At 71.7% G+C, this 25,641-nt stretch carries 21 protein-coding genes; 7 read left to right on the forward strand and 14 right to left on the reverse strand.

Features of this window, described 5'->3' with window-relative positions:
• The gene (locus ACVDFE_RS20885; RefSeq protein WP_458431509.1) at nucleotides 1–777 is read right to left on the reverse strand and encodes a CoA transferase subunit A; all 777 of its coding nucleotides are present in this window, start codon (nucleotides 775–777) and stop codon (nucleotides 1–3) included.
• On the reverse strand, nucleotides 774–1,985 hold the full coding sequence (locus tag ACVDFE_RS20890; RefSeq protein WP_458431510.1) for an acetyl-CoA C-acetyltransferase: 1,212 nt from the start codon (nucleotides 1,983–1,985) through the stop codon (nucleotides 774–776). Before ACVDFE_RS20890 ends, ACVDFE_RS20885 begins: the two co-directional genes overlap by 4 nt.
• Nucleotides 1,986–2,063: 78 nt before the next feature.
• On the opposite strand from ACVDFE_RS20890, the gene ACVDFE_RS20895 reads away from it, so the two are divergent.
• Nucleotides 2,064–2,951 carry a LysR substrate-binding domain-containing protein gene (locus ACVDFE_RS20895; RefSeq protein WP_458431511.1) on the forward strand — a complete coding sequence of 296 codons (888 nt, stop codon included), beginning with the start codon at nucleotides 2,064–2,066 and terminating at the stop codon, nucleotides 2,949–2,951.
• A gap of 71 nt (nucleotides 2,952–3,022) precedes the next feature.
• Nucleotides 3,023–4,219, forward strand: a complete 1,197-nt coding sequence (locus ACVDFE_RS20900; protein ID WP_458431512.1) for a hypothetical protein — start codon at nucleotides 3,023–3,025, stop codon at nucleotides 4,217–4,219.
• Nucleotides 4,220–4,277: 58 nt separating this feature from the next.
• Here ACVDFE_RS20900 and ACVDFE_RS20905 read toward each other — a convergent pair whose 3' ends face one another.
• The 9 genes from ACVDFE_RS20905 to ACVDFE_RS20945 all read right to left on the reverse strand — a co-directional run bounded on the left by ACVDFE_RS20905 (nucleotide 4,278) and on the right by ACVDFE_RS20945 (nucleotide 16,862).
• The gene (locus ACVDFE_RS20905) at nucleotides 4,278–6,551 is read right to left on the reverse strand and encodes a beta-L-arabinofuranosidase domain-containing protein (RefSeq protein ID WP_458431513.1); all 2,274 of its coding nucleotides are present in this window, start codon (nucleotides 6,549–6,551) and stop codon (nucleotides 4,278–4,280) included.
• Nucleotides 6,552–6,829: 278 nt separating this feature from the next.
• Nucleotides 6,830–7,771, reverse strand: a complete 942-nt coding sequence (ispH, locus tag ACVDFE_RS20910; RefSeq protein ID WP_458431514.1) for a 4-hydroxy-3-methylbut-2-enyl diphosphate reductase — start codon at nucleotides 7,769–7,771, stop codon at nucleotides 6,830–6,832.
• A gap of 27 nt (nucleotides 7,772–7,798) precedes the next feature.
• Entirely contained in the window at nucleotides 7,799–9,895 is a 2,097-nt protein-coding gene (gene pabB, locus ACVDFE_RS20915) for an aminodeoxychorismate synthase component I (RefSeq protein ID WP_458431515.1), read from the reverse strand.
• Nucleotides 9,896–9,949: 54 nt separating this feature from the next.
• Nucleotides 9,950–10,870: an AurF N-oxygenase family protein gene (locus ACVDFE_RS20920; RefSeq protein WP_458431516.1), complete on the reverse strand. Its 921-nt coding sequence runs from the start codon at nucleotides 10,868–10,870 to the stop codon at nucleotides 9,950–9,952.
• Nucleotides 10,871–10,891: 21 nt separating this feature from the next.
• Nucleotides 10,892–12,901, reverse strand: a complete 2,010-nt coding sequence (gene pabB, locus ACVDFE_RS20925) for an aminodeoxychorismate synthase component I (protein WP_458431517.1) — start codon at nucleotides 12,899–12,901, stop codon at nucleotides 10,892–10,894.
• Complete coding sequence (locus tag ACVDFE_RS20930; protein WP_360393252.1) at nucleotides 12,898–13,728, reverse strand: arylamine N-acetyltransferase family protein; 831 nt, start codon at nucleotides 13,726–13,728, stop codon at nucleotides 12,898–12,900. The genes pabB (ACVDFE_RS20925) and ACVDFE_RS20930 overlap by 4 nt, the downstream gene beginning before the upstream one ends.
• Nucleotides 13,725–14,621 (reverse strand): 4-hydroxybenzoate octaprenyltransferase, encoded by an 897-nt coding sequence (locus tag ACVDFE_RS20935; protein WP_458431519.1) that lies wholly within the window; start codon nucleotides 14,619–14,621, stop codon nucleotides 13,725–13,727. The genes ACVDFE_RS20930 and ACVDFE_RS20935 overlap by 4 nt, the downstream gene beginning before the upstream one ends.
• Nucleotides 14,622–14,632: 11 nt before the next feature.
• Complete coding sequence (locus ACVDFE_RS20940; protein ID WP_458431520.1) at nucleotides 14,633–15,799, reverse strand: cytochrome P450; 1,167 nt, start codon at nucleotides 15,797–15,799, stop codon at nucleotides 14,633–14,635.
• A gap of 25 nt (nucleotides 15,800–15,824) precedes the next feature.
• Nucleotides 15,825–16,862 (reverse strand): polyprenyl synthetase family protein, encoded by a 1,038-nt coding sequence (locus ACVDFE_RS20945; RefSeq protein ID WP_458431522.1) that lies wholly within the window; start codon nucleotides 16,860–16,862, stop codon nucleotides 15,825–15,827.
• Nucleotides 16,863–17,133: 271 nt separating this feature from the next.
• On the opposite strand from ACVDFE_RS20945, the gene ACVDFE_RS20950 reads away from it, so the two are divergent.
• The gene (locus ACVDFE_RS20950; protein ID WP_458431524.1) at nucleotides 17,134–18,354 is read left to right on the forward strand and encodes a cytochrome P450; all 1,221 of its coding nucleotides are present in this window, start codon (nucleotides 17,134–17,136) and stop codon (nucleotides 18,352–18,354) included.
• Nucleotides 18,355–18,407: 53 nt separating this feature from the next.
• Here ACVDFE_RS20950 and ACVDFE_RS20955 read toward each other — a convergent pair whose 3' ends face one another.
• Both ACVDFE_RS20955 and ACVDFE_RS20960 read right to left on the reverse strand, forming a co-directional pair.
• Nucleotides 18,408–19,241: a methyltransferase domain-containing protein gene (locus ACVDFE_RS20955; protein WP_458431526.1), complete on the reverse strand. Its 834-nt coding sequence runs from the start codon at nucleotides 19,239–19,241 to the stop codon at nucleotides 18,408–18,410.
• Nucleotides 19,242–19,329: 88 nt separating this feature from the next.
• Nucleotides 19,330–20,232: an SAM-dependent methyltransferase gene (locus ACVDFE_RS20960; protein ID WP_458431527.1), complete on the reverse strand. Its 903-nt coding sequence runs from the start codon at nucleotides 20,230–20,232 to the stop codon at nucleotides 19,330–19,332.
• 322 nt (nucleotides 20,233–20,554) lie between these two features.
• On the opposite strand from ACVDFE_RS20960, the gene ACVDFE_RS20965 reads away from it, so the two are divergent.
• Complete coding sequence (locus ACVDFE_RS20965; protein ID WP_458431528.1) at nucleotides 20,555–22,366, forward strand: 1-deoxy-D-xylulose-5-phosphate synthase; 1,812 nt, start codon at nucleotides 20,555–20,557, stop codon at nucleotides 22,364–22,366.
• 23 nt (nucleotides 22,367–22,389) lie between these two features.
• On the opposite strand, the gene ACVDFE_RS20970 is transcribed toward ACVDFE_RS20965, so the two are convergent.
• Nucleotides 22,390–22,656, reverse strand: coding sequence for a LuxR C-terminal-related transcriptional regulator (locus ACVDFE_RS20970; RefSeq protein ID WP_458431529.1), 267 nt, complete (start codon nucleotides 22,654–22,656; stop codon nucleotides 22,390–22,392).
• Between the two features lie 494 nt (nucleotides 22,657–23,150).
• On the opposite strand from ACVDFE_RS20970, the gene ACVDFE_RS20975 reads away from it, so the two are divergent.
• The 3 genes from ACVDFE_RS20975 (at nucleotide 23,151) to ACVDFE_RS20985 (ending at nucleotide 25,640) form a co-directional block, all read left to right on the forward strand.
• Nucleotides 23,151–23,792, forward strand: a complete 642-nt coding sequence (locus ACVDFE_RS20975) for a LuxR C-terminal-related transcriptional regulator (protein ID WP_360393279.1) — start codon at nucleotides 23,151–23,153, stop codon at nucleotides 23,790–23,792.
• 72 nt (nucleotides 23,793–23,864) lie between these two features.
• Nucleotides 23,865–24,470 (forward strand): response regulator transcription factor, encoded by a 606-nt coding sequence (locus ACVDFE_RS20980; protein ID WP_458431530.1) that lies wholly within the window; start codon nucleotides 23,865–23,867, stop codon nucleotides 24,468–24,470.
• A gap of 33 nt (nucleotides 24,471–24,503) precedes the next feature.
• Complete coding sequence (locus tag ACVDFE_RS20985; protein WP_458431531.1) at nucleotides 24,504–25,640, forward strand: chorismate-binding protein; 1,137 nt, start codon at nucleotides 24,504–24,506, stop codon at nucleotides 25,638–25,640.
• Nucleotide 25,641 lies beyond the last annotated feature (1 nt).

The raw sequence follows: 25,641 nt of genomic DNA on the forward strand, positions 1-25,641 counted from the left end.
TCAGTTCGCCTCCCGGCGGGCGCGGGTGGTGCGCTTCTCGATGTCCTTGCGTGCGGCCTGCTCCGGGGTGAGCGCGACGACGCTCTGCACGAACACGCCCGGCAGGTGCACGTGGTCGGGGTCGATCTCGCCGACCTCGACCACGCGTTCGGCCTCGACGACGGTGAACCGGCCCGCCATCGCGGCCGCGGGGTTGAAGTTGCGGGCGGCGGCGTGGAACACGCAGTTGCCCGCGCGGTCGGCGACCGCGGCCCGCACGAGCGCGGCGTCGGTGACGATCGACTCCTCCAGGACCATCTCCCTGCCGTGGAACGTCCGCACCTCCTTGGGCGGTGAGACGACCGCGACGGTGCCGTCGGCGTGGTAGCGCCACGGCAGACCGCCCTCGGACACCAGCGTGCCGACCCCGGTGGGGGTGTAGAACGCGCCGACGCCGGAACCGCCCGCGCGCAGCCGTTCCGCGAGCGTGCCCTGCGGGGTGAGCTCGACGGTCAGCTCGCCAGAGAGGTACTGCCGGGCGAACTCCTTGTTCTCCCCGACGTAGGACGCGATCACCCGGCTGATCCGGCGGTGGTCGAGCAGCAGCCCGAGACCGGCACCGTCGACACCGCAGTTGTTGGACACGATCGTGAGGTCGTTGGCGCCCTGCTCCAGCAACGCCTCGATGAGGAACCACGGGATGCCGGCGAGCCCGAACCCGCCGACCGCGACGCTGGCCCCTGACCGGATGCCGGCGACCGCCTCCGCGGCTGAGCCGACCACCTTGTCCAGGCTCATGACCGCACCGCCTCGAAGACGGCGGCGAGACCCTGCCCGCCGCCGATGCACATGGTCTCCAGCCCGTAGCGGCTGTCCCTGCGCTGCATCTCGTGCGCCAGGGTGGCGAGGACGCGCGCCCCGGTGGCGCCGACGGGGTGGCCGAGGGAGATGCCGGACCCGTTGGGGTTCAGCCGTTCGTCGGCCGGGTCGAGCTTCCACTCGCGCAGGCAGGCGAGGACCTGGGCGGCGAACGCCTCGTTGAGCTCGATGACGCCGACGTCGTCGAGGGTGAGCCCGGCGCGGTCGAGCGCGGCGGCGGCGGCGGGCACCGGACCGATGCCCATGACCTCGGGCCCGACGCCCGCCACGGCCCACGACCTGAGCGCGAGCAGGGGGCGCAGCCCGCGCTTCTCCGCCTCGGCGCGCGTGGTGACGACGCACAGCGCGGCGCCGTCGTTCTGCCCGCTGGCGTTGCCCGCCGTGACCGTCGACTCGGGGTCGATCTTGAGCCGCACCGGCCGCAGCTTCGCCAGGTCCTCCAGCGTGGTGTCCGGCCGCGGGTGCTCGTCGCGGTCGACGACCACGTCACCCTTGCGGTGCGGGACGGTCACCGGCACCAGCTCGTCGGCGAACCGACCGGCCTCCTGCGCCGCGCCCCACCGCTGCTGCGAGCGCACCGACAGCTCGTCCTGCTCCTCGCGGGAGATGCCGTACTCGCGGCGCAGGTTCTCCGCGGTCTCCAGCATGCCGCCGGCCACCGGGTGGAACCGGCCACCGGCCGTCTCGCGTGCCCGCACCAGCCGGTCCATCAGTTCGACGCCGCCGCTCTTGACGCCGGTGCGCAGCCCGAGCGCGTAGTGCTCCACCTGCGACATCGACTCGGCACCACCGGCCACGACGACCCGCGCGGCACCGGTCGCGACCTGGCCCGCCGCGTACAGCACGGCCTGCAGCCCCGACCCGCAGCGCCGGTCGACCTGCACACCCGGCACCCCGACGCCCAGCCCGGCGTCGAGCGCGGCGATCCGGCCGATCGCGGGTGACTCGCCGTTCGGGTAGCACTGCCCGAGCACGACGTCGTCCACGTCGCCCTCGCCCAGCCCGGTGCGGCGGACCAGTTCCTTCAGCAGGGTGGCCGCCAGGTCGGTGGCGCTCAGCGGTGCCAGAGCGCCGCCGAACCTCCCGACCGGTGTGCGGAGGGGCGCGCAGATCACGACGTCGGTCATGCCCTCGACGCTAGATCGTCGCGTCCATATCTGGAAATACTCATTTCACGTCGGCTGAGACTCTGTGAGTATCAATGCGTGGAACTCCGCCATCTGCGCTACTTCGTCGCCGTCGCCGAGGAACGGCACTTCGGCCGGGCCGCCGAACGCCTGCACATGGCCCAGCCGCCGCTGTCGCAGCAGATCCAGCAGCTGGAGGCGGAGCTGGGCGTGACCCTGCTGCGCCGCACCACCCGCAAGGTCGAGCTCACCCGTGCCGGCGCCGTCTACCTGGACCGCGCCCGCGCCGTGCTGGCCGCCGTGGACGACGCCGGTGCCGAGGCCCGCCGCGTCGCCGCCGGGCTGGAAGGGCGGCTCGTCGTCGGCTGCGTCGGCTCCGCCACCTACAGCCTGCTGCCCGCCCTCGCCCGCACCCTGCGCGAGGAGCTGCCCGACGTGGACTTCGCGTTCCGCGGCGAGATGCTCGCTCCCGACCAGGTCGAGGCGCTGCTGGCCCGCACGATCGACCTCGCCCTGCTGCGCCCGCCGGTCGACCACCCGTCGGTGCGGCTGAGCACGGTCCGCCGCGACCGCCTGATCGTGGCGCTGCCCGAGGGCCACCGCCTGGCCCGCCGCCGCCGGTTGGGCATCGCGGACCTGGAGACCGAGGACCTGGTCGTGCACGCCTCTGGCGGCCGGTCGGTGATGCACGGGATCGTCGCGCGGCTGTGCCGTGCCGCCGGGTTCGAGCCGCGGGTGCGGCACGAGGTGTCGGAGACCTCGACCCTGGTCACGTTCGTGGCGTCCGGTCTCGGCGTGGCGGTGGTACCGGAGCCGGTGGCCGAGCTGGGCGTCACCGGCACGGTCTACCGGCCGTTGACCGGGGAGCACCGCATCGACCTCGCCGCCGCCGTGCGGGTGGACGACGACTCGCCGGTGCTGGCGCGAGCGCTTGCGGTGCTCGGTGAACTGACCCGGCAGGCCTGAACACGACCGTCACGTTCTCCGCCCGGCGGACGATCCTGGAGGTGTGGTCCCTGGGAGGAGAGGTCAGTCTGATGAGCCGGTCCGATGTGGACGTGCACGTGCTCGGCGACGACAGCGCGCCGGTGGTCGGTGAGGTGGAGCGGATCTGCGCTCACGCCGACCCGGTCGTCCGCAACCTGCAGATCACCCACTGCTACCACCGGTTGTCGCGGGCGCTGGCCGCGCGCACCGGCGGGGGCGCGAACTGGTGCACCTTCGCGGTGTGGGCGTCGAAGCAGGTGGGGCAGTCGATCCGGCAGGAGGACCTGGCGCGCACGGTCGAGCGGCTGCTCAAGGCCTCGCCCGAGGTGGCCGCCGGCGTGGACCTGGTGGTGCGCGGGCTGCGGCGGGGTGTGCCGCGGGAGGTGCTGGAGCACGCGCACGGCGTGGTGCGGCAGGCCGTGCTGACGACCGCGCGGCTTGACGACGTCAGTGCCGCGGCGGCGCGGGGCAACCTCAAGGTCTTCGAGGAGGTCGCGCGGGAGTTCGCCCGGTTCCTGGCCGGGTTCAGCGGCGGTGCGGACGAGCCGATCGGGGAGTTCCGCGACTCGCTGCGGTCCGGTGGGCCGCCGGAGGGGCAGCGGTACCTGCGCCAGGCCTTCGGCCGGTATCACCGGGCGATGACCACCGACGACCCCAAGCAACGCGCGGAGTTGCTGTTGCTGGCCAACATCGAGGTCGGCCTGCACGAGCAGACGCGGTTGCAGCCGGAGATCGCCGCCGCGATGCAGGCGCCCGTGGTCGACCCCCGCGAGCTCGAACGGCGGCTGTTCGAGCTGCTGCTGCCCGGTAACCGGGTGGTGCGGTGGCTGCGCAAGGCGGTGTTGTTCGTGCTCGGCCGCCGGACCGCCGTGCGCATCGCCACGGAGCAGTTGGCCGACCAGGCGCGTGCGGTGGTCCGCCGTGCGGTGACCCGGCACCTGATGACGCTGGCGTTGCCCGGTGGTGAGGTGCTCGACCTGAGCGACGACCTGCCGGCCGTGTTCCCTCCGCTGCTGGCGGAGCCGGCCGACCCGGAGCTGCTGGCGTTGCTCGCGCAGGTCGACCCAACGCCGGACAGCCTGCGTGACACGGCCGCGCGGGACTGGGCCGACCTGCCGGACCGGATGCACTACATCGCCGACATGTTCCGTTGCCACGCGGTGCGCGACGACCTGCTCGGCGCGCCGTTCACGGCCGAGCAGGTCGAGGCGCTGACCTCCGGGCGGCGCCCCGGCGGTCCGCTCTGACCCCTGCTCCACCGGCGTCTGCAGCTGGTACCTGCAGACGCCGGTGCAGGCAGGGGAGTCAGTTCGCCACCAGGCGCCAGCGGTTGTCCGCGCTGCCGTTGTCCGGGTCCTGCACGATCTGGGCGCCGGCGGCGGTGGAGCCGTTGAGGACGCCGAGCAGCTTGCCGCTGTTGGCGTTGCGGACCTTGTAGGTGCCGTCGCCCTGCGGCAGCAGCGTCCAGCGGTGGTCGGCGGTGCCGTTGTCCGACCACTGCAGGACGCGGGCGTTGTCGGCGGTGGACATGTTCTCCACGCCCAGCACCTTGCCGCTGTGCACGTTGCGCAACCGCACGTCGGCGCCGTCGGTGACGATCTGCCAGTTGTGGTCTGCGGTACCGCTGTCGTGCCACTGCACCGCCAGCCCACCGTCCGAAGTGGACATGTTCTGCACGCCGAGCACCATGCCGGTGGCGACGTTGACCAGCCGGTGGCTCGTCGTGCCACCACCGCCGCCGGCGTTCCAGTAGACGGTGTAGTTGAAGCCGTGCGCGTCGTGGAACGGCCCGAGGTTGACCTGCGTGCCGTTCGCCGTCGCGGTGAACGCCAGCGCCGACGAACTGGTGCGCGTCACGGAGCTCACGTTGAGCGACGGCAACCCCGACAGGCTGGAGTTGCCGTAGTTGCCCGCCAGCACCGCCGGGCCGTAGGTGAGCGCGACGACGTTCGAGTTGTCGTTGGCCGCCTGGGCGATCACGCGCATCGGCAGCTTCAGCACCACCACGTCACCGGAGGTCCACGACCGGGTCAGCGACGCGTAGGAACCGGGCGTGGCGGTCACGTCCTGCGCGGCACCGTTGACGCTGACGGTCGCGCCCGACGTCCAGCCGGGAATGCGGAACCGCATCGTCCACGACCCGCTGACGTTGCCGGTGACGGTGAACGTCGTCGTGTCGCTCGCCGGGTAGGTCGTGGCCTGGGTGACCGTGATGCCGCGCGCCGACCACGTCAGCACCGACGGCGCGTACAGGTTCACCGTCAGCGTGGTGCCGCTGTAGAAGTAGATCGAGTCGGCGAGCTTGGTGTTGTTCTCCAGGCCGGTGCCCTGGCAGCACCAGAACGTGGTGTAGTCCGTGCTCCAGTTGCCGCCGCCCCACGCCGGCCCGGTGTTGCCGCGCCGGTGACCGGGGTTGAGGCCGGTGAAGTAGCAGATGTGGCCGTGCGGGTCGGCCGGGTTCTGCTGGCCGATCAGGTGGTTGATCAGGGCGCGCTCGTAGTAGTCGAAGTACGCGGCCCTGTTCGGGTCGAGCAGCCACAGCTCCCGCGTCAGCTTCAGCATGTTGTAGGTGTTGCACGCCTCGCACGCGTCGGTGTTGAGGTACGCGGCGATCGCGTTGGGGGAGCGGAAGTGCTCTGCCTGGCTGTTGCCGCCGATCACGTACGTGTGCGCGCCGACGGTGATGTTCCAGGCGTTCGAGGCGATGTCGCGGTACCGGGTCGTGCCGGTCGCCTTGTACTCGCGGGCCGCGCCGATCCACTTCGGCACCTGCGTGTTGGCGTGCAGGCCGGCCAGCCGGTCCTGGTTGGCCGCCAGCGGGTCGAAGACCGAGGCGTGGTCGAACCGCTGGGCCGTCGCGAGCCAGCGGGAGTCGCCGGTCTGCTGGTACAGGTCGGCGAGCACGGCGTTCATGCCGCCGAACTCGGTGCCCAGCACGCGCTGCATCACGCTGTAGGACAACCGGGACGTGCGCCAGTCCACCCAGCCGGCCAGGCGCAGCAGCACGTCGCGCGCCTGGTTGTTGCCGAGGTAGCGCCAGGCGTCGAGCAGCCCGGCGAGGGTCTTGTGCATCGAGTAGTACGACACGGCTTTCGGCGAGCCGGACTCCATCGCGTCGAAGTCCGACTCCGGGAAACCGGCCAGGTACCCGGTGTTGAACCCGGCCGCACCGTTGTTCGCCTGGCACTTGGCCAGTTCCGCGACCATGTAGTTCGCCTTGTCACGGCACGTCGTGTCGCCCAGCATCGCCCACGCCTGCGCCCACGCCGTGAGGAAGTGGCCCTGGCTGTGCGTGCGGAACGGGAAGTTCGGCGCCTCCCAGCCACCCAGCGCGGCGGCGCCGTTCGTCGACAGCCGGTGGTTGGCGCGGAAGTTGTAGAGCAGCCGGTCCACGTCGACGAACCGCAGGTACGACAACGTCCGGTTCTGGTTCTCCTGCCACCGCCCGGACGTCAGCCGGACCTCGGACAGGTCGAAGGCGTAGGCCGACACCCCCGCGTCACCGCGCACCGGCGGCACCGCGGCCGCTTGGGCCGCGGCGGAGACCAACGAGGGTGCGGTGGTCGCGACCGCGACCACGCCCGCTGCCTGGAAAAGCCTGCGTCGACTCAACGATGAGGACATGGCGCGCTCCGGTTGCTCGGCGAGTGGTGCGACGTCGCACCGTCGTGGCTCCGCGACCGAATGTAGCCACGACCTCACCGACCGGTCAACGGTTCGATGTGAGCGCTAACGTCCGTGGTGAGGTTTTGGACCAGGGTGCCATCCCGGCTTTACAAGCACGTTCGACGATTCGATGACCACTTCCGGACAACCTAAATGTTATCGCTAACATGATCTTGCGGTGACCGGTGTGATCAGTCGGCACGGCGCACCGCCGACGGCATGGTGAACGAGATGGTCTCGACGGCGGTGGTGTGCGTCGACACGTCGATCACACCCAGCTCCCGCAACGCGGCGACGACCTCGTCCACCAGTTCCGGTGGCGCCGAGGCGCCGGCCGACAGCCCCACCGCGGTCACGCCCTCCAGCCATGCCGGGTCGATCTCCGAGGCGTCGTCGACCAGGTGCGCCGGGGTGCCGGTGCGGGCGGCCAGCTCGACCATGCGCACCGAGTTGGAGGAGTTCTTCGAGCCCACGACGAGCACCAGGTCGGACCGCGCGGCGACGTCGCGGATCGCCACCTGCCGGTTCGTGGTGGCGTAGCAGATGTCGTCGGAACCAGGTCCGCGCAGCTGCGGGAACTTGCGCTGCAACGCCGCCACGACCTCGGCGGTCTCGTCGACCGCCAGCGTGGTCTGGGTGAGGTAGGAGACCGGGCCGGTGATCTCCAGCGCCTCGACGTCGGCGACGGTCTCCACGAGCACCGTCCGGTCGGGCGCCTCGCCGAGGGTGCCGTCGACCTCCTCGTGCCCGGCGTGGCCGATCAGCACGATGGTGTCGCCACGCTCGGCGAACCGGCGGGCCTCGGTGTGCACCTTGGCCACGAGCGGGCAGGTCGCGTCGACCACGTCGAGCGACCGTTCCACGGCCTCCGCGCGCACGGCGGGGGAGACGCCGTGCGCGGAGAACACCGCCGTGGCACCGGGAGGAACCTCGGACAGCTCCTCCACGAACACGGCGCCGCGGGCCTCCAGACCGCGCACCACGTGGACGTTGTGCACGATCTGCTTGCGCACGTAGATCGGGCCACCGCGCTGGTCGAGCAGTCGTTCCACGATCTCGATGGCGCGTTCCACCCCGGCGCAGAACGACCGGGGCGAGGCGAGCAGCACCGAGCGTGGCGGGTGTTCGGTCATCAGGGGGCCTTCCGATCGTCGTGGGGCCTAGGCGTCGGGGACCTTCGCCTTCGGCAGTGCGCGCAGGGTGGCCTGGGCCTTGAGCAGCATCTCGTCGTACTCGGCGGCGGGGTCGGAGTCGAGCACGATGGCGCCGCCCGCGCCGATGGTCAGCACGCCGCCGTGGCTCACGGCGGTGCGGATGGTGATGCTGAGGTCGGCGGTTCCGTTGCGGGACAGGAAACCGATGGCGCCGGAGTAGACGCCGCGGGCCTCGGTCTCCAGCTCGTCGATGATCTCCATGGTGCGCAGCTTCGGCGCTCCCGTCATGGACCCGCCGGGGAAGCACGCCCGCACGGCGTCCACCGCGGACGTGCCGGCCCGCAGCGTGCCGGTGACCGTGGAGACCAGCTGGTGCACGGTGGCGTAGGACTCGGTGGCCATCAACGACGGCACGGTGACGCTGCCGACCTCGCAGATCCGCCCGAGGTCGTTGCGCAGCAGGTCCACGATCATCAGGTTCTCCGCGCGGGTCTTGGGGTCCATCTGCAACGAGCGCCGCCGCTCGTCGTCGGTGCGCGGGTCGGGGTGGCGGGGCGCGGTGCCCTTGATCGGCTTGGTCTCGACGGTGCGGGTGGCGTCGACCTTGAGGAACCGCTCGGGCGAGGAGCTGAGCACCGTGACGTCGCCCAGCCGCAGGAATGCCGCGTACGGCGCCGGGTTGAGCCGCCGGAGCCGCCGGTAGTAGGCGAAGTCGTCGGCCGGTGCGGGCAGGCGGAGCTTGTCGGTCAGGCAGATCTCGTAGCTCACGCCCTCGCGCAGCCGCCGGTCGCACTCGGCGATGTCGGCGAGGTACCGCTCCTGCGACCGGACGAGAAACCCCGACACGTCGTGCTGTTCCGCCTGCGCGGCAACGGGGTCCGGTGCGGAAGCGGGCAGGTCGGCCAGCGCGCGGACGGTCGTGCCGGTCCACTCCTCGGCCGCTGCCAGGTCCCGCTGCTCGCCCACGGCGACGACGTAGGTGCGGTTCTCCGCGTGGTCGACGGCGATGAACCGGTCCGCCTGCAGCCACACGGCGTCCGGGGTGTCGGACCGGTGGGCCCTGTTCGCGCCGCAGTCGGCCTTCAGCTCGTACCCGAAGTAGCCGACGTACCCGCCGGTGAGGTCGAACGGCAGCCCCTCGGCGCCGGCGACCACGCGGCCGGTGCGGCGGTCGAGCGCCTCGAAGATCGTGCCGCTCTCGAACCGCGCGGTGCCTCCGGCCGGGTCCACGACGACGTGCCCGTCCTCCACCCGGTAGGTGAGCATCTCGGCACCGGGTGCGTCGGCGGTGCCCAGGAACGAGAAGCGGGCCAGTCCCGGTTCGACGTGCGCGCTGTCGAGCCAGAACGCCCGCCGGCTCGCACCGAACGCGGTCTGGAACGCGGCCTCGGTGTCGACGGCCTTGTCCAGAATCCTGATGTGCGCCCGCAGCGGTGCATCTGGAGAGTGCACTGTGGACGGTGCGTCAGGCAGTGCGGTGCCGGTGCCGTTGCCGGTGAGGCCGTGCCCGTTGGTGCGCCGGTGTGCGCTCAGGGCCAGGTCGCGGAAGTTCGCCACGAGCCGGGCACCGTGCTCGGTGCAGATCGACTCGGGGTGGAACTGCACGCCCCACCACGGCCGGTCGCGGTGCGCCAGGCCCATCACCACGCCGTCCTCGGCCCGTGCGGTGATCTCCAGGTGCGCGGGCACCGGCTCGGCGACGCTCAGCGAGTGGTACCGCACGGCGGTGAAGTCCTGCGGCAGGCCCGCGAACAAGCCTTCGCCGTCGTGCCGGACCGTGGTGAGGTGCCCGTGCCGCGGCTGCGGGGCGGGGGTGATCCGCGCGTCCGCCAGCAGTCCCATGCCCTGGTGGCCCAGGCACACGCCCAGCACCGGCAGCCGGCCGTGCTCCAGCACGTCGCGGGACCGGCCGAAGTCGCGGGACAGCGCCGGGTGCCCCGGTCCCGGCGAGATGACCGCGGCGTCGAAGCCGTCGAGGTCGAGGTGCTCCCAGCCGGCGTCGTCGTTCCGCACGACCACGGGCGCGACGCCGTACACCTCTGCCAGCAGCTGGTACAGGTTGTAGGTGTAGGAGTCGTAGTTGTCGACGAGCAGAACGCGCATGGGTTCATCACCAGCTTCGGTGGGCGCCTGGGGTGGTGGGGCGGGGTCGTCGCGTCACGTCCCGAGCAGGTCGTGGCCGATGCCCAGGTCGTCGAGCAGCAGCTGCAGCGGTCCGTTGTCCCGCTTCGGCACGGGCCGGGCCGCCGCCCACTCGCGCAGCTGGTCGGCGCCGATCTCGAAACCGCCCTGTGCCGCGACGGCCACCCACGGCTCCAGGTCGGCGGAGCGGAACGCGGTCAGGCCGCTGACGAGCGCCTCGCGGAACATCCGCTGCTGCGCGGAGTCCAGGCTCCGGTACAGCGATCCGCACAGCTCGCGGAACACCACGGCGTGACCGCTCTCGTCACGCCGGTGCAGGTCGGTGGTGATGCGGTTCATCGGCTGGATGTCCTGGGCCGTGGACAGCGTCGAGAGGAACCCGCTGATCGTCGTCTCCGCGGCCAGGGAGAACGCGATGTCGACGATGTCGCGGTCGAACCCGGACAGCCCGGTGCGTGCCGCCGCGAGCCCCTGCACCACCGACCAGCCGCCCGGTGCGAACCGCACGTCGCTCATGTCCCTGCGCCGCCGCGTGACGCCGACGGCGTTGTGGCACATGAGGATGTGGTAGTGCTCGTCGAGCATCGTCTGGTGCAGCGCCTCGACGGCGGCGTCGTCGCGGCGTACCGGGATGTTCCCGTGCAGCATCAGCCCGCAGGCGGGCAGGATGATCTCGTCCTCGATGGCCGCGGTCTTGGCGTTGTAGGCGATCCAGGCCGCGGACAGGATGCGCTCGCGGGCGTCGCGGTCGAGCCGCTCGGCACCGGGCAGGGCGAGCACCGGCACGAGGTGCTCCGGGAAGTCCGGCAGGCGCGGGTCGAAGTGCCCGTCGAGGTCGAGCTCGTCCTTCTTGACGGCCACCCGCCCGGCCCAGCGGCGGTTCAGCTGGACCAGCAGGTCGCGCTCGTACTCCTCGCGCACCGGGGTGCTGGACATCGGGAAGCCTCCTTCAGGTGGTCAGCTCGGGGACCGGGCACGCCAGGCGCGCAGCGACGCCGCGGCCTTGAGCAGCATCTCCTCGTACTCGTCGGCGGCGTCGGAGTCGAGCACGATCGCCCCGCCCGCGCCGATGGTCAGCCGGTCGCCGACGCGCACCGCCGTGCGGATCACGATGTTGAGGTCGGCGCCGCCGGAGAGGCCGAAGTAGCCGAGGGCACCGGAGTACACGCCCCTGGCCTCCGTCTCCAGCTCGTCGATGATCTCCATGGTGCGCAGCTTCGGCGCCCCGGTCATCGACCCGCCGGGGAAGCACTGCCGGACGCAGTCCAGCGCGCCGACCCCGTCCCCGAGCCGGCCGTGGACGGTGGAGACGAGCTGGTGCACCGTCTGGTAGCTCTCGACCGCGAGGTACGGGTCCACGGAGATGCTGCCCACCTCGCACACCCGGCCCAGGTCGTTGCGCAGCAGGTCGACGATCATCAGGTTCTCGGCCTGCGTCTTCGCGCTGGAGGCGAGGGTGGCGGCGATCTCGGCGTCGCGCACGGGGTCGCTGTCGCGCGGGGCGGTGCCCTTGATGGGTTTGCTGGTGACCGTGCGGTCGCGCTCGACGCGCAGGAACCGCTCCGGCGAGGAGCAGAAGACCGAGAGGTCGCCCAGGCGCAGCAGGGCGGCGTACGGTGCCGGGTTCGCCCGCCGCAACCGCCGGTAGAACGCCGTGTCGTCGTCGTGGAACGGCAGGTGCAGCTTGTCGGTCAGGCAGATCTCGTAGCTCTCGCCCAGCCGCAGCTGCCGCTGGCACTCCGCGATGTCCGCGAGGTACTGCTCCCGGTCGCGGACCAGGAACCCCGCCGCGTCGACCGGTTCGGCGGGCTCGACCGGCGGTTCACCGGCCTGGCGCAGTCCGGTGAGGACGGTCGCGGTCCGGTCCACCCAGTCCTGCGCGTCCTCACGGGTCGCCGGGTCGTGCACGGCGACGACGTAGGTCAGGCCCTCGCGGTGGTCGAACGCGATGACCCGGTCGGCGAACATCCAGGCCGCGTCGGGGGTTTCGGCGGTGTGCCGGTTCGAGGTGCCGCAGTCGGCCTTGAGCTCGTAGCCGAAGTAGCCGACGTACCCGCCGGTGAGGTCGAACGGCAGGGTGGTGCTGGCGACCTGCCGCTCGCGCAACCGGTGTTCCAGGTAGTCGAACACGGTGCCGGGCACGTCGCGTTCCCCGCCGGCGTCGCGCACCCGCACCACGCCGGTACCGCAGCGGTAGGTCACGACCTCGCTGTGCGGCCCGGACACGTCGCCCAGGAACGAGAACCGGGACAACCCCTCCTCGACCCGGCTGCTGTCGAGCCAGAAGCAGTGGGTGGACTCGCCGAACAGCTCCAGGAAGACCGACTCGGCGTCGGCGGTCGTCGGCACGACGGCGCTGACGAGCTCCAGCTCACCGCGGCGGTGGGCCTGGCGGGTCAGCTCGGCGAAGTTGCGCAGGATCTCCGCACCGTAACCGGAGGCGACCGACTCGGGGTGGAACTGCACGCCCCACTGCGGCCGGTCCCGGTGCCGCAACGCCATCAGCACCCCGTCGTCGGCCCACGCGATCGGGACGAGCTCCTCCGGCAGCGGTTCCCGCACGCACAGCGAGTGGTACCGGACCGCGACGAACTCGCTCGGCACACCGGCGAACAACGGGTCGCCGTCGTGGGAGACCTTGGCGAGGTGCCCGTGGCGCGGTTCGGGTGCGGCGGCCACGGTCGCGCCCGCCAGGTGCCCGATGACCTGGTGCCCGAGGCAGACCCCGAGCACCGGCAACGTGGTGCGGCGCAGCAGCTCCCCGACCAGGCCGATGTCGCGGGGGTGCTGCGGCCGGCCGGGGCCGGGGGAGACGACGATGTTGTCGAAGCCCTCCCGCCACAGCTCGGGCAGCGCCGGGTCGTCGTTGACCACGACCACCGGTTCCCGTCCGTTGATCTCGGCGATCAGCTGGAACAGGTTGAAGGTGTACGAGTCGTAGTTGTCCACCAGCAGGGTGCGCGTCATGGGCCGGCCAAGGTCTTCCCGAGGAGCTGGACGTCCTCCGGTTCCAGGGTGATCCCGAAGACCTCCCCGGGAGCGGCCAGCGCCTCCGCCTCGTCGAGCTCGCGGACCTCCGCCGGCGCACCCGGCCGCAGCTCGGTGAGCGTGGTGCCGACGAGGAGGTGCCGCACGTCCGGTCGCGTGCGTTGCAGGACCATCCGGTGGTTGAACGGGGACCGGGGGTGCGTGAGGCAGAAGTGGTTGAGGAGCTCGAAGTCCGACGGGTAGCGCACGTCGGTGGTGAAGCCGTAGAGCTCCGCCGGTCCCTCCGGCCGCAGCATGCGCAGCACGTGCTCACCGGTCGGCTCGCGCACGAGGTCGAACGACCAGGGGCCGTCCAGCCGCGCGTCCTGCGCGAACCGGATCGGCTCGTGCGGCCCGTGGGCGCCGAAGCTCACGTCGTGCAGCCACCGCTCGCCGTCCAGGTCGACGAGCAGGGCCACGTGCAGCGCCGGGCCGACCCTGCTGCCGGTGCGGATGCGGGTCCGGCCGGCGAAGGCGGTGAACGTGAACCCGATGCGGTCCAGCACCGCGGCCACCAGGACGACCTGCTCCAGGCACCAGCCGCCGCGGCCCTGCCGCAGGACCTTCTCCTGGACGCGGTCGAGGTCCAGCGGCACCTCGGTGCGCCCGAGCAGCGGGTCGAGGTTGTCGAACGGGATCGCGTCGACGTGGGCGACGTGCAGGCGCCGCAACGTGTCGAGGTCCGGCGCCACCGCGCCCTCGACGCCCACCCGGGCCAGGTAGGCGTCCAGGTCGACCGCGTCGCCCTGCCACATCGCGGTGCTCACGTGAACTGCCCGGCGATCACGGCGGCCAGTACGATCCAGCCGTAGTTCGTGTTGGCGACGAAGGTGTCCCAGCACGCCTTCGGGTCGTCCAGGTCCACCCGGAACAGCAGGTGCGCCAGGTATGCCGCCGCCAGCACCACGACCGCGTAGAACGCCCACCCGATCGACGTCAGCGAACCGGCCCACAGCACACCGGCCACGCTGAGCACGACGAAGAGCGACAGCCACGCCTTGGTCGCCCCGCCGAACAGCAGCGCCGACGACCTGACACCGATCTTCCGGTCGAACTCCTTGTCCTGGTGGGAGTAGATGGCGTCGTGCACCATCGTCCAGAACGTCCCGGCGGCGTACAGGCCGTACACCGCGGGCGGGTAGTCGGTGTCGCCGGTCGCCGCCGTCCAGCCGACGAACACGTAGGTGCTCATCACCAGCCCGAGGAACCCCGAGGGCCAGAAGAAGAAGCGCTTCATGAACGGGTACGCGACGATCAGCGGGTACGTGGCGAGCGCGACCAGTGCGGTCTCGACGTTCGCCAGCAGCAGGACGAGCAGCGCGGCCAACGCCTGCGCGGCACCCCAGAGGACCCCGTTGCGGACGCTGATCGTCCCCGCCGCGACCGGCCGCCCCACGGTGCGGGCGACGCGGGCGTCGATCTCCCTGTCGGTCACGTCGTTGCTGGCGCAGGCGAAGCCGCGGATCAACACCGCGGCGACGGCGATGGCCGCCACCGACAGCAGGTCCGGCCGGTGGCCGGAGGCGAACACGACGGCCCACAGACCGGGCAGCAGGTAGAGGACGTACCCCGTGGGCCGGTCCAGCCGCATCAGCAGCAGGTACGGGCGGACCGGGTCCGGGCTCTTCGTGACGACGCCCGCGGATATCTTGTGCAGCATCAGGTTCCCAATCACCAGGTCACCGGGAGTTCGACCAGACCGCCGATCAGCGTGTCGGTGCGCAGCGCCAGCTCGTCCACGCCGACGGCCAGGCGCAGCGACGGGAACCGCGTGACGAGCTGGGTGAGCACCACCTGCAGCTGCATCCGCGCCAGTGCCGCCCCCACGCAGTGGTGCGCGCCGTGCCCGAACACCAGGCTGGCCGCGGTGTCGCGCGTGACGTCGACCCGGTCGGCGCCGGGGAAGACCGCCTCGTCGTGGTTGGCCGCGATGATGTTCAGCAGCACCGGGTCACCGGCCCGGATCGTGACCCCGTCGACGTCGAGGTCGGTCACCGCGTACCGAGGCATGCCGCCGTTGTGCGGGTTCGGCATCGACAGCCGCAGCGTCTCCTCGACGGCACCGGGCACGAGACCGGGGTCGGCCACCAACGCCCGCCACTGGTCCACATCGGACAACAGCAGCATGATGCTCGTGCCGATCCGGGCCACCGTGGTCTCGTAGCCGCCGAACAACAACAACGCGGTCAGCCCGAGGACTTCGTCGTCGGTGATGCCCTCGGTCGCGCAGATCCGGGAGATCGCGTCGTCACCGGGGGTGCGCCGCTTGTCGGCGACGAGCTGCCGGCAGTAGCCGAACAACCCGCCCAGCCCCTGCTTGGACCGGACCGGGTCACCGACGCCGGCCGCGTCCCTGGTCCAGCCGCCGAAGCGCTCCTCGTCCTCCTGCGGCACGCCCAGCCACTCGCACATCACCTGGATCGGCAACGACAGCGCCACCGCCTCGCGCAGGTCCACCGGTGGCGTCCGCTCCGCGAGCCGATCGAGCAGCTGTCCGGTCTGCTTCTCGACGTACGGGCGCAGCTCCGCCATGCGTTCGGGCGAGAAGTGCGGTTCCAGCAGCGCGCGCATCCGGGCGTGGTCGGTGGCGAAACCGCCCAGCAGGCTCGCGAGCAGCGCCGAGCTGGGGTCCTGCGCGGCCGGGTCGGGGTTGGTGCGGCTCAGCCGGTCGTCGTCGAGCAGCTGACGCACGTGCGCGTGCCCGGTGACGAGCCACGCCGCGCCGCCGCCGGGGGTGCGCACCCGGTGGACCGAGCCCTGGGACCGCAGCTCGCGCAACCGCGGTGCGAGCCGCAGCACGTCCTCCTGCTCGAACGGCAGTTGAACCGGGGTACTCACTGACGACCTCCGCCGGGATCGAGGTTCACGGGGTGCGGTGGACGATGCGGTCGAACAGGGCGGCCAGCTCGGCCGCCGCCGCGGGGGTCAGCCCGGCGCGTGCGAGGTGCGCCAAGGCCGAGTCGAAGTGCTCGCGGGAGGTCCGCTCGGCGGTGCGGCGACCGCCGGACTCCTCGACGAGGTCGGCCATCTCCCGCAGGTGCGCCGCGGAGGTGTCGTCGGACTCCCACAGCCCGAGCAGCCGCTCGCCGGCCGGACCACCGGTCGCGAGCGCGGCCAGCACGGGGAAGGACGGGTTGCGCCGCCCGATGTCGCCGCGGACGGGCTTGCCGGTCACCGCGGGGTCGCCCCAGATGTCCTCGACGTCGTTGGCGATCTGGAAGGCGAGGCCGAGGTGCCTGCCCGCGCCGCGCAGGGCGGCCACGACGTGGTCCGCGCTGCCCGCCCGCAACGCCGGTGTCACCAGGGCGCACTCCAGCAGCGCGGACGTCTTCTCCTCCACGATCCGGTCGTACGCGGCGACCCCGGCGACCCCGGCGTCCGGGCCCAGCCGGACGGTGAGCTCGCGGGACTGGCCGGAGAGCACCAGCCGGGTGGCCTCGGCGAACGCGCCGGCGATCTCGGCACGGCCGGGACCGGGGTCCTCGACGACCATCTGGATGCTCAGCGCCTGCAACGCGTCCCCGGCGAGGATCGCGAGGCCGGTGCCGAACACCCGCCACGTTGCCGGCCGCCCGCGCCGCAGGTCGTCCGCGTCGATGATGTCGTCGTGGACCAGGGTCGAGTTGTGCAGCAGCTCCAGTGCCGCCGCCGGGGCGAGGACGTCCTCCGGTCGCAGCCCGACCCCCGCTGCCGCCGCCATCATCAGCGACGCGCGGGTCAGCTTGCCGCTCGCGGCGTCGCTGGGCGCACCGTGCTCGTCGGTGAAACCGAGGTGGTAGGAGCTGATCCTGGCCAGCGCCGGTTCCAGCGCGGACACCTGCTGGCGGACGACGGGCAGTACCGCGGCCCGCACCGTCGCCGGCGACAGGAGCGCGGTCGACGAGGTGCCGGGTGTGCTCATCGGATTTCCCTCCGGCGCTCGAATTGAATACCGAAAAAACGCCACTGGTTCGCTGAGTGGTGCTCGGGATTTCGAGCGGTGGTTCCGATCAGCATCCTGAACGACCCGCTCCCGCGGTGTCAACGACTCGGCGCGCACACCTGTTCGACTTTGGGAAAAACCCCAATGTGCGCGGAGTGCGACCGGGAACTGGATATTCTGCGGATTGGTGGCTGCTGGTTCCACTGACAGCTGGAGAGGCGAAATGGCTGTGTCAGCCGATTCCGGGAAAGTGCGCGAAGGCAGGCCGTTCGACCCGTACGGCGAACACCGCGACGACCCGTACGAGTTCCTGGCCGGCATCGGGGACGACGAGCCGGTGTTCTACGCGCCGCTGCTCGACGCGTGGTGCGTCAGCCGGCGCGAGGAGCTGCTCGCCGTGCTGAAGGACGACAAGAGCTACTCGGCGCGCGACCACAACCCGCGTCCGAAGGTGAAGCTGCCCGACGACGTGGCCAGGATGTTCAAGACGTGGCGCGGTGACGGTGGCCTGGGCGTCGGCTCGCTCGACCCGCCCGCGCACGCCAGGGTTCGCGAGGTGCTCAACATCGGGTTCACCCCGGCCAAGGTCAGGGCGTTCGAACCCACGATGCGCAAGATCGCCGCGGAGCTCGTCGAGCGGGTCGCGGCCGACGCCGAGTTCGACCTCATCGAGGCGTTCGCGGTGCCGTACGCCCTTGAGGTGATGTGTGCGCGCCTCGGGGTGCCCGACGACTACCTCGACCGCTGCCGATTGTGGTCGGAGCAGCGCATCGAGCTGATGATGCTGCAACGCGACACCGACCCCGAGCTGCTGCGGGAGTGGGCGCAGGGACTGGTCGACTTCGGCGCGTTCGCCCGCGAGCTCGCGCGGGACCGGCTGGCGCACCCGCAGGACGACCTGATCAGCGAGCTGCTGCACGACGGCAGGGCGGGCAACACCCTCACCGCCGACGAGGTCGCGGTGCAGATCCCCACGCTGATCTTCGCGGGCCACATGACCTGCGCGGAGGCGCTCGGCACGATCGTGTACCACCAGCTGCGGTCGCCCGGTGGCTGGGCGGAGGTCGCCGACGGCACGGTCGACACCCGCGACCTCGTCGAGGAGGGGCTGCGGTTCGACGCCCCGCTGGCGGGCATGTACCGGACGGCGACCCGTGACGTGGTGGTCGGTGACGTGCACCTGGCCGAGGGGAGCAGGCTGCTCCTGCTGTACGGCACCGCCGGCCGGGACAGCCGCGTCCACGCCTGCCCCGCCGCGTTCAGCCCGGGCAGCGGGTCGTCCTCGCACCTCGCGTTCGGGCACGGCATCCACTTCTGCCTCGGGGCGTCGTTCGCCCGTGCGGAGCTGGAGGTCGCTGTGCAGGCCATCGCCGCCAGGATGCCGGGCCTGACCATGGCGCCGGGGCAGTCGCACCGGCACAAGCCGGTGTTCCCGCTGCGGGCGTTGACCGAGCTGCGCGTCCGGCAGTGACGACGGGAGAAGAGCCCCGGCCAGGAGTGGCCGGGGCTCTTCTCGTCGTCAGGTCAGGCGCGGACCGCGGTGACGTAGATGTAGCCGCTCTCCGGGATGGACCCGAACCGGCGCACGAAGTCAATGAGCGAATCGGCTTGTTCGGCGCCGACCAGGTCGGCGAGCTTGTCGCGGACCGTCTCGAAGGCGTCGGCCATGAGCAGGAGGGTGCGGATCACGTTGTCGGTGATGTCGCGGACCTCCACGTCGACGAAACCGGCGGCGGCGAGGTTGCGCTCGTACTCGTCGATCGTGCCCAGGGTCGTCACGCCGTAGTTGGCCTTGACGTGGTCGATGACCACCTGTCCCTCGGGGGTGATCGGCTCGCGCTGGACGACGTCGGCGACCACGAGCCGGCCGCCGGGGCGCAGCACGCGGGCGGTCTCGGCGAGCACCCGGCCGCGGTCGGGCATGTGCCACATCGACTCGAACGCCCAGGCCGCGTCGAACGAGCCGTCGGGGAACGGCAGGTCCATGGCGTCGGCGAACTGGAACGTGGCCTTGTCGCCGAGACCGGCCGCGACGGCGTCGTCGTTCGCCTGCTCCACCTGCAGGTGGCTGATGCTGATGCCCACCACGTGCACGTCGCTCGTGCGGACGAGCCGCCGCGCGGGGTGGCCGATGCCGCAGCCGATGTCGAGGACCCGCTGGCCGGGCTGCGCGGCCAGACCCGAGATCATCAGGTCGGTCAGGCGGTCGGTGGCGACCTCGACGGAGCTGTCGTCGGCGTCGTCCTCCCAGTAGCCGTAGTGGATGTTCGGTCCCCACACGGAGCGGTAGACCCGGCCGAACCCGTCGTACACGTTGCGGACCTCGGCGTGATGGGCGGGAGTCTGGTCGATCGTCATGACGAACTCCGAATCGTCGGGAACGGGGTGGACATGCGGACGCTCGGCCGGGGAGTTCCGGCCGAGCGCGGGTGCGGAGCTTTCTCCTTCACTTCTTCTCGAAGCGCAGGAAGCCGAGCGTCAGGCCGCCCGCTCGCCATTCGGCGCCCTGCGCCTGGTTCGCCAGCAGGGAGATCCGCATGTTCCTGCGCTCGACCGCCGAAAGGCTGTCGTCGGTGTCCAGGACCGCCTTCGTCCAGGCGGCGCTCTCCTCCCAGAACGGCGCGGTCTCCGCCGTGACGTCGACCTCGTCGACCAGGGCGAAGCCCGCCGCCTCCGCGGCCTGCACGTACTCGCGCACCGGGACCGGCTTGCAGTAGAAGTACTCCGCCCACACGTCGGCACCGCCGGGCCGGGTCGTGAACACCTCCTCGATGCACACGCTGCCACCGGGGCGGATCAGGTCCGCCAGCCGCTGGAACCACTGCGGGCGGTTGAAGTAGCCGCTGCTCTCGATCGCCACCGCCGCGTCGTAGGGGCCGTCGTCCACGCTGAGCCGGTTGGCGTCGCAGACCAGCGAGCGGACCTTCCCGCCCACGCCGGCCTCCCGCGCGAAGCCCTCGACGATCGGCGCGTGCTCCGGCGCGTTGGTGACCGCGGTGACGTCGGCGCCGTACTCCTGCGCCCAGAACAGCGAGCCGCCGCCCAGACCGCAGCCGACGTCCAGGACCTTGCCCGACAGCCGGTGCTCCGCGCCCCAGACCTTCGCCGCGTACTGCAGCAGGCCCTCCTGGTGGACGCGGATGCTGCCGCGGATGTCCTCCGGGCTCGCACCGGGCGCGTGCGCGGGCGTCCGGCTGTCCGGGTAGTAGCCCACGTGGTAGTGAATTCGCGGTCCAGGCCCGTACTTGCGCACGAGCTTGGCGGTTTTGCCGTCGTAGTACTGGCCGACTACCCGTACCTCGTCCTGGGGGTCCAGCGCTGCCAGAGGTGAACTTGGAAGATTTGACACGGTCACTTCTCCAGGGCTCGGTTGCCGACGACTGCGTTGGTGGATGGCCTGTGGACCGAATTCCTCGCGAATAGCGAGCGGATTCCATCGTGGAGGCGCCGTCCGGGCGGTGTCAACGACGCCGGAGTGCGCGGGATCGACTTTGGGAAAAACCCCAAAGGAACGCGGAGGTGGGACTGACCGGGACTATTCTGCGGATTGGTGGATGCTGCGCGACACCGGAAAACCGGATCCGGGAACGGGCCGGGAATGAGGCGCGGACCCGCGTGACCGGTCAGGACCGATCGAGAGCGACCACACCCGATGAGGAGCTCTGTTCGACATGGCGCTGCTGGAAACCGTGCGCGACCCGGCGCGGCTGCGTGAGCTGACCGCCGCGCAGCTGCGCGACCTCGCCGGGGAGATCCGCGCGTTCCTGGTCGACCGGGTCTGCGCGAGCGGGGGACACCTCGGGCCCAACCTCGGCGTGGTGGAGCTGACCATCGCGCTGCACACCGTCTTCGAGTCCCCGCGCGACCGGGTGCTGTGGGACACCGGGCACCAGGCGTACGTGCACAAGGTCCTGACCGGTCGCCAGGCCGGGTTCGACCGGCTGCGCCGTTCCGGTGGCCTCTCCGGCTACCCGAACCCGGAGGAGTCCGAGCACGACCTCGTGGAGAACTCGCACGCGTCCACCGCACTGTCCTATGCGGACGGACTGGTACGCGCGGACGCCCACCTCGGGCGGCGTGACCGGGCGACCGTCGCGGTCGTCGGCGACGGGGCGTTGACCGGTGGAATGGCCTGGGAGGCGCTCAACAACATCGCGGGCGGGCCGGACCGGCCGCTCGTCGTCGTCCTCAACGACAACGGCCGGTCCTACGCGCCGACGGTCGGCGGGCTCGCCCGGCACCTGGCCGACCTGCGCGCCGGCGGCGGGCCCGGTGTGTTCGAACAGCTCGGGCTCGGCTACCTCGGCCCGGTCGACGGCCACGACATCGCGGCCGTGCAGGACGCGTTGCGGCACGCGGCCGCCCTGGCCCGGCCGGTCGTCGTGCACGTGGTCACGGCCAAGGGCAAGGGGTTCCGCCACACCGAGGACAACGACCTGGACCTCGGGCACGCCGTCAAACCGATGGACCCGCGGACCGGTCAGCCGCTGCCGGCTTCCGGCCGGTCGTTCACCTCGGTGTTCGCGCAGGAGCTGGTCGAGCTGGCCGAGCGGCGGGCCGACCTGGTCGCGATCACGGCCGCGATGGCCGAGCCGACCGGCCTGCTCCCGTTGCAGCGCAAGCACCCCGAGCGGGTGATCGACGTCGGCATCGCCGAGCAGCACGCGGTCACGATGGCCGCGGGGCTCTCGCTGGGCGGCGTGCACCCGGTGGTGGCGATCTACTCGACGTTCGTGAACCGCGCGCTGGACCAGGTGCTGATGGACGTCGCACTGCACCGGCGCCCGGTGACGTTCGTGCTCGACCGGTCCGGGGTGACCGGTGACGACGGGCCGAGCCACAACGGCATGTGGGACCTCTCGGTGCTGCAGGTCGTGCCGGGGCTGCGGATCGCGGCACCGCGTGACGGCGCCCGGCTGGCCGAGCTGCTGGCCGAGGCGGTGGCGTGGTCGGAGGGCCCGACGCTGCTGCGGTTCCCCAAGGGACCGGTCGGCCCCGACCTGCCGGCCGTCGCCACGTTCAACGGCGTCGACGTGCTGCGCCGCTCCGGTCCGTCGGACGTGCTGGTCGTCGCGGTCGGGGCGCTCGCGGGACTCGCGCTGGCGGTCGCGGACGGCGTGCGGGCCCTGGGCATCGGTGTGACCGTGGTGGACCCGCGGTGGGTCACGCCGGTCAACCCCGCGCTGGCCGACGTGGCCCGCCGGCACCGGCTCGCGATCACGGTCGAGGACAACAGCCGCGCGGGCGGTGTCGGTTCGGCGATCGCGCAGACGTTGCGGGACAACGACGTCAGCACCCCGTTGCGGGAGTTCGGCATCCCGCGGCGGTTCCTGAGCCACGGTTCGCGGGCGGAGGTGCTCGCCGCCTGCGGGCTGACCGCGCAGGACATCACGAGGGCCGTGGTGGACCTGCTGGCCGGCCTCGACGCGGCGCCGGTCGGCATCGACGACGCCGGCGCCGTTCACGCGGGGGAGGAGCGGTGACGACCGCCGGGGCGGTGTCGCGATCAGTCCACGGTGTCGCACGCGACCCGCGGTGGCCACGTGTCGGCGCGCAGGATGTCGAGGACGAACGCCCTGGACACCAGCGCCACCCGGTTCGGCGCCTGCAGCTTGTCCGACATGACGCGGACGTGGTAGTCGACGGTCTTCGGGCTGAGGTAGAGCTCCTCGACAACCGCCCGCTGGAGAATCCCGCGGCGACACCTTCCAAGATCCTGGCCTGCAGCGAGCTGGGCGTCCAGCAGTTCGCCGGTCGCTGCTCGCGTTTCCACTTGTCGTTCTGCCCGTGGTGCATGACACCCACCCATTCCCGTGCAGCCGGTGACCGCGGGTTGAATCGGGGACCGATCCCAGAATTACCGTGGCGACCAGCAATGGTCAAGTGACGGCGTCAAGTGATCCTGCGGGGCCTCCCGCGGCGTTGTCAACGATGTCGGCGCAGCCGGTCGAATGACTTCCCCTTGGGGATCAGGCCGGTGCCCCTTGGGGAACGAGGTGGGCAAACTCGCAGGTGGGGAGGTTTGAACCGTGATGTTCTGCCGGTCGGCAACGTTGTCGTCCAATCCGGCGAACCGGGCATTCCGGAGGTCCAGGGAGCCGGTGTGCTGTCAACCTGCGCACTCGCGTAGGAAACCAATGTCCGATGCTGCGGACGAGTGGTGCGGGACGCATTCTTCGGGACGCCAATTGATACGACCTTGGTGGCCTCGGTGATGTGTCGTACGCTCGGAGTCGCCTGAATTCTTTTGCGGGAGAGGAAAGAAGAATGGGCGTCACACGCGTCGTCGTGTGTTGTGCGGACTTCATCGCGAGAACCGGCGTCGTCATCTCCCTGCGTTCCTTCCCCGAGGTCGAGGTGCGCGAGGAGGCGGCGCTGGCCGCGGCCGCGGCGCGGCAGGGGGCGGACGTGGTCGTCGCCGTCGCCGACCGGCTCTCCGTGGACGTGGCCGCGGCGTTGCGGCAGCTGCGGCAGCTCCTCGACCGGCCGGTCGTCCTGGTGGTGCGGGAGGTCGAGCAGGTCGACGTGGTGCTGGCGGTCGACTGCAACGTCGTGGCCGTCCTGCCCGCCGCCGAGTTCACCGCCGACCGGCTGCACACCGCGGTGCTCACCGCGGCCCGCGGCGGCGCGGTGCTGCCGTTCGCGCTGGCCGGCGACCTCGTCCGGCACGTCCGGCGGGTGCACGCGGAGCTGCTCGACCCCCACGGCCTGCGCGCCTCCGGGCTCAAGCCCAGGGAGGTGGAGGTCATCGAGCTCATGGCCGACGGGCACGACACCGCGGAGATCGCCGCCAAGCTGAGCGCCTCCGAGCGGTCGGTCAAGAAGCTGATCCACAACGTCACGAGCAGGCTCAACCTGCGCAACCGGCCGCACGCGGTGGCCTACGCGCTGCGCCACGGCGTGATCTGAGCCCGCAGTCCGGCAGTGCCGCCGGTTCCCGGTGTTCTCGACGCTTTCGACGTTCCGACGTGAGGTGCAGCGATGGTCGCGGCGACGGTCCTGGTGCAGGCGCGGGACCCGATCACCCGTGCTGGGCTGGTCGGTTTCCTGCGCGCGAGGAGGGAGGTCGAGGCGCACGGCGACCCCTACGACCGCTACGACGTGGCGGTCGTGGGGGCGAGGCGGTTCTCCGCCGAGGTCGCGGCCGAGGTGTACGGGGTGACGGCGGGCACCGTGCCGGCGGTCCTGGTCGTCGACGAGATCGGCACCGCGGACCTGAAGTCGGTCGGGACCAACGTGGTCACCGTGCTGTCCCGGCGCCGGATGACCGGTGCCGAGCTGGTCCGCGCCGTGCTGGCCGCGGTGGTGAGCGGCGACGAGACGCTGGGCGAGCGGCGCAGGCGGCTCGCCGAGCAGGTCGAGGCGATCACCCGCGCCCCGGCCGGTGCCGCGGAGGCGGAGTTCACCCAGCGGGAGGTCGAGGTGCTGCGGCTCACCGCGGAGGGGTGCAGCACGGCCGAGATCTCCGCGCGGCTGCACCTGTCGGAACGGTCGATCAAGCAGACCGTCTTCGGCATCACGACCCGGCTGAACTTCCGCAACCGGTCCCACGCCGTGGCCTACGCGCTCAGAACCGGGGTGATCTGACCGCCGCCGCCCCGCCCACAGGTGAGGTCTCCGATGAGTACCCATGAGCGCAGCGTGCCCTTCGCGGGCGACGCGCTGGAGGCGGCCGCGGCACTGGCCCGCACCGCCGCTGAACCGCACGTCGTCCACGAGAACGGCGCCACCGTGCACTTCGCGGAGGGCGAGGCCGAGACCGTCACCGGCGGGCTCGCCGACGTGGCCCGCCTGGCCGGGCGCACCGCCTACGGCTGGGTGTCGTTCGAACGCACCGGCCACCTCGCCGTGCCGCGCGCCGAGGTCCGGTTCGCCGACGGCACGGCGGTGCTGCGCGCGGACGACGAGGCCGCGCTGGACGTGCTGGAGAAGCGGCTCGCCGACGTGTCCACTGTGGACGTGGTCGAGGCCGGGGTGCGCGCACCGGTGGAGACGCACGGTGCCGAGGAGTACCGCTCGGCGGTCGGCGCGGCGGTGGCCGACATCCGGGCGGGCCTGCTGGACCGGGTGGTGCTGTCCAGGATCGTGCCGGTGCCGGGGGAGGTCGACTTCGCGGCGACCTACCTGGCCGGGCGGCGCGGTGGCGACCCGGCGCGGTCGGCCCTGCTGCGCCTCGGCGGCTGGGAGGTCCTCGGTTTCGACCCCGAGGTCGTGACGAGGGTCGACACCGCCCGCGGCCTCGTGACGCAGGCGCTGGCACCGTCGAGCGGCGACCCGGTGTTCGACGTGGCGTGGCGGGAGGAACCGAGCCGTGCCGCCGGTGCGGTGTTCGAGCGCGCGGTCGCGGTGCGCCTGGCCGCCGCCGAACTGGCCGGCGTGTGCGAACCGGGTTCGGTGCGGGTGGCGCAGTTCCCGGCCGCCGAGGTCACCGGCGCGCTGTCGGCCGGCCGCACGTCGTGGGACGCGCTGGCCGCACTGCTGCCCGCCGTCACGGCCTCGGGGGTGCCGAAGACGCGGGCGTGCGCGTTGATCGACCGGGTCGAACCCGAACGCGGCCTGTACGGCGGCGCTGTCGTCCTGGTCGAGCCGGACGGTTCGCTGGACGCGGTCCTGGTGCTGCGCGGTCTGTTCCGGCACGGCGGCCGCACGTGGCTGCGCGCCGGTGCGGACGTGGCGGCGAAACCCGGCTGTGCGCTGGAGGAGACGACCGAGAAGCTGCGCAGCGTCTCCCGCTTCCTGGTTCCGTTGTGCGCGTAGG

It is taken from the genome of Lentzea chajnantorensis, assembly GCF_054300775.1.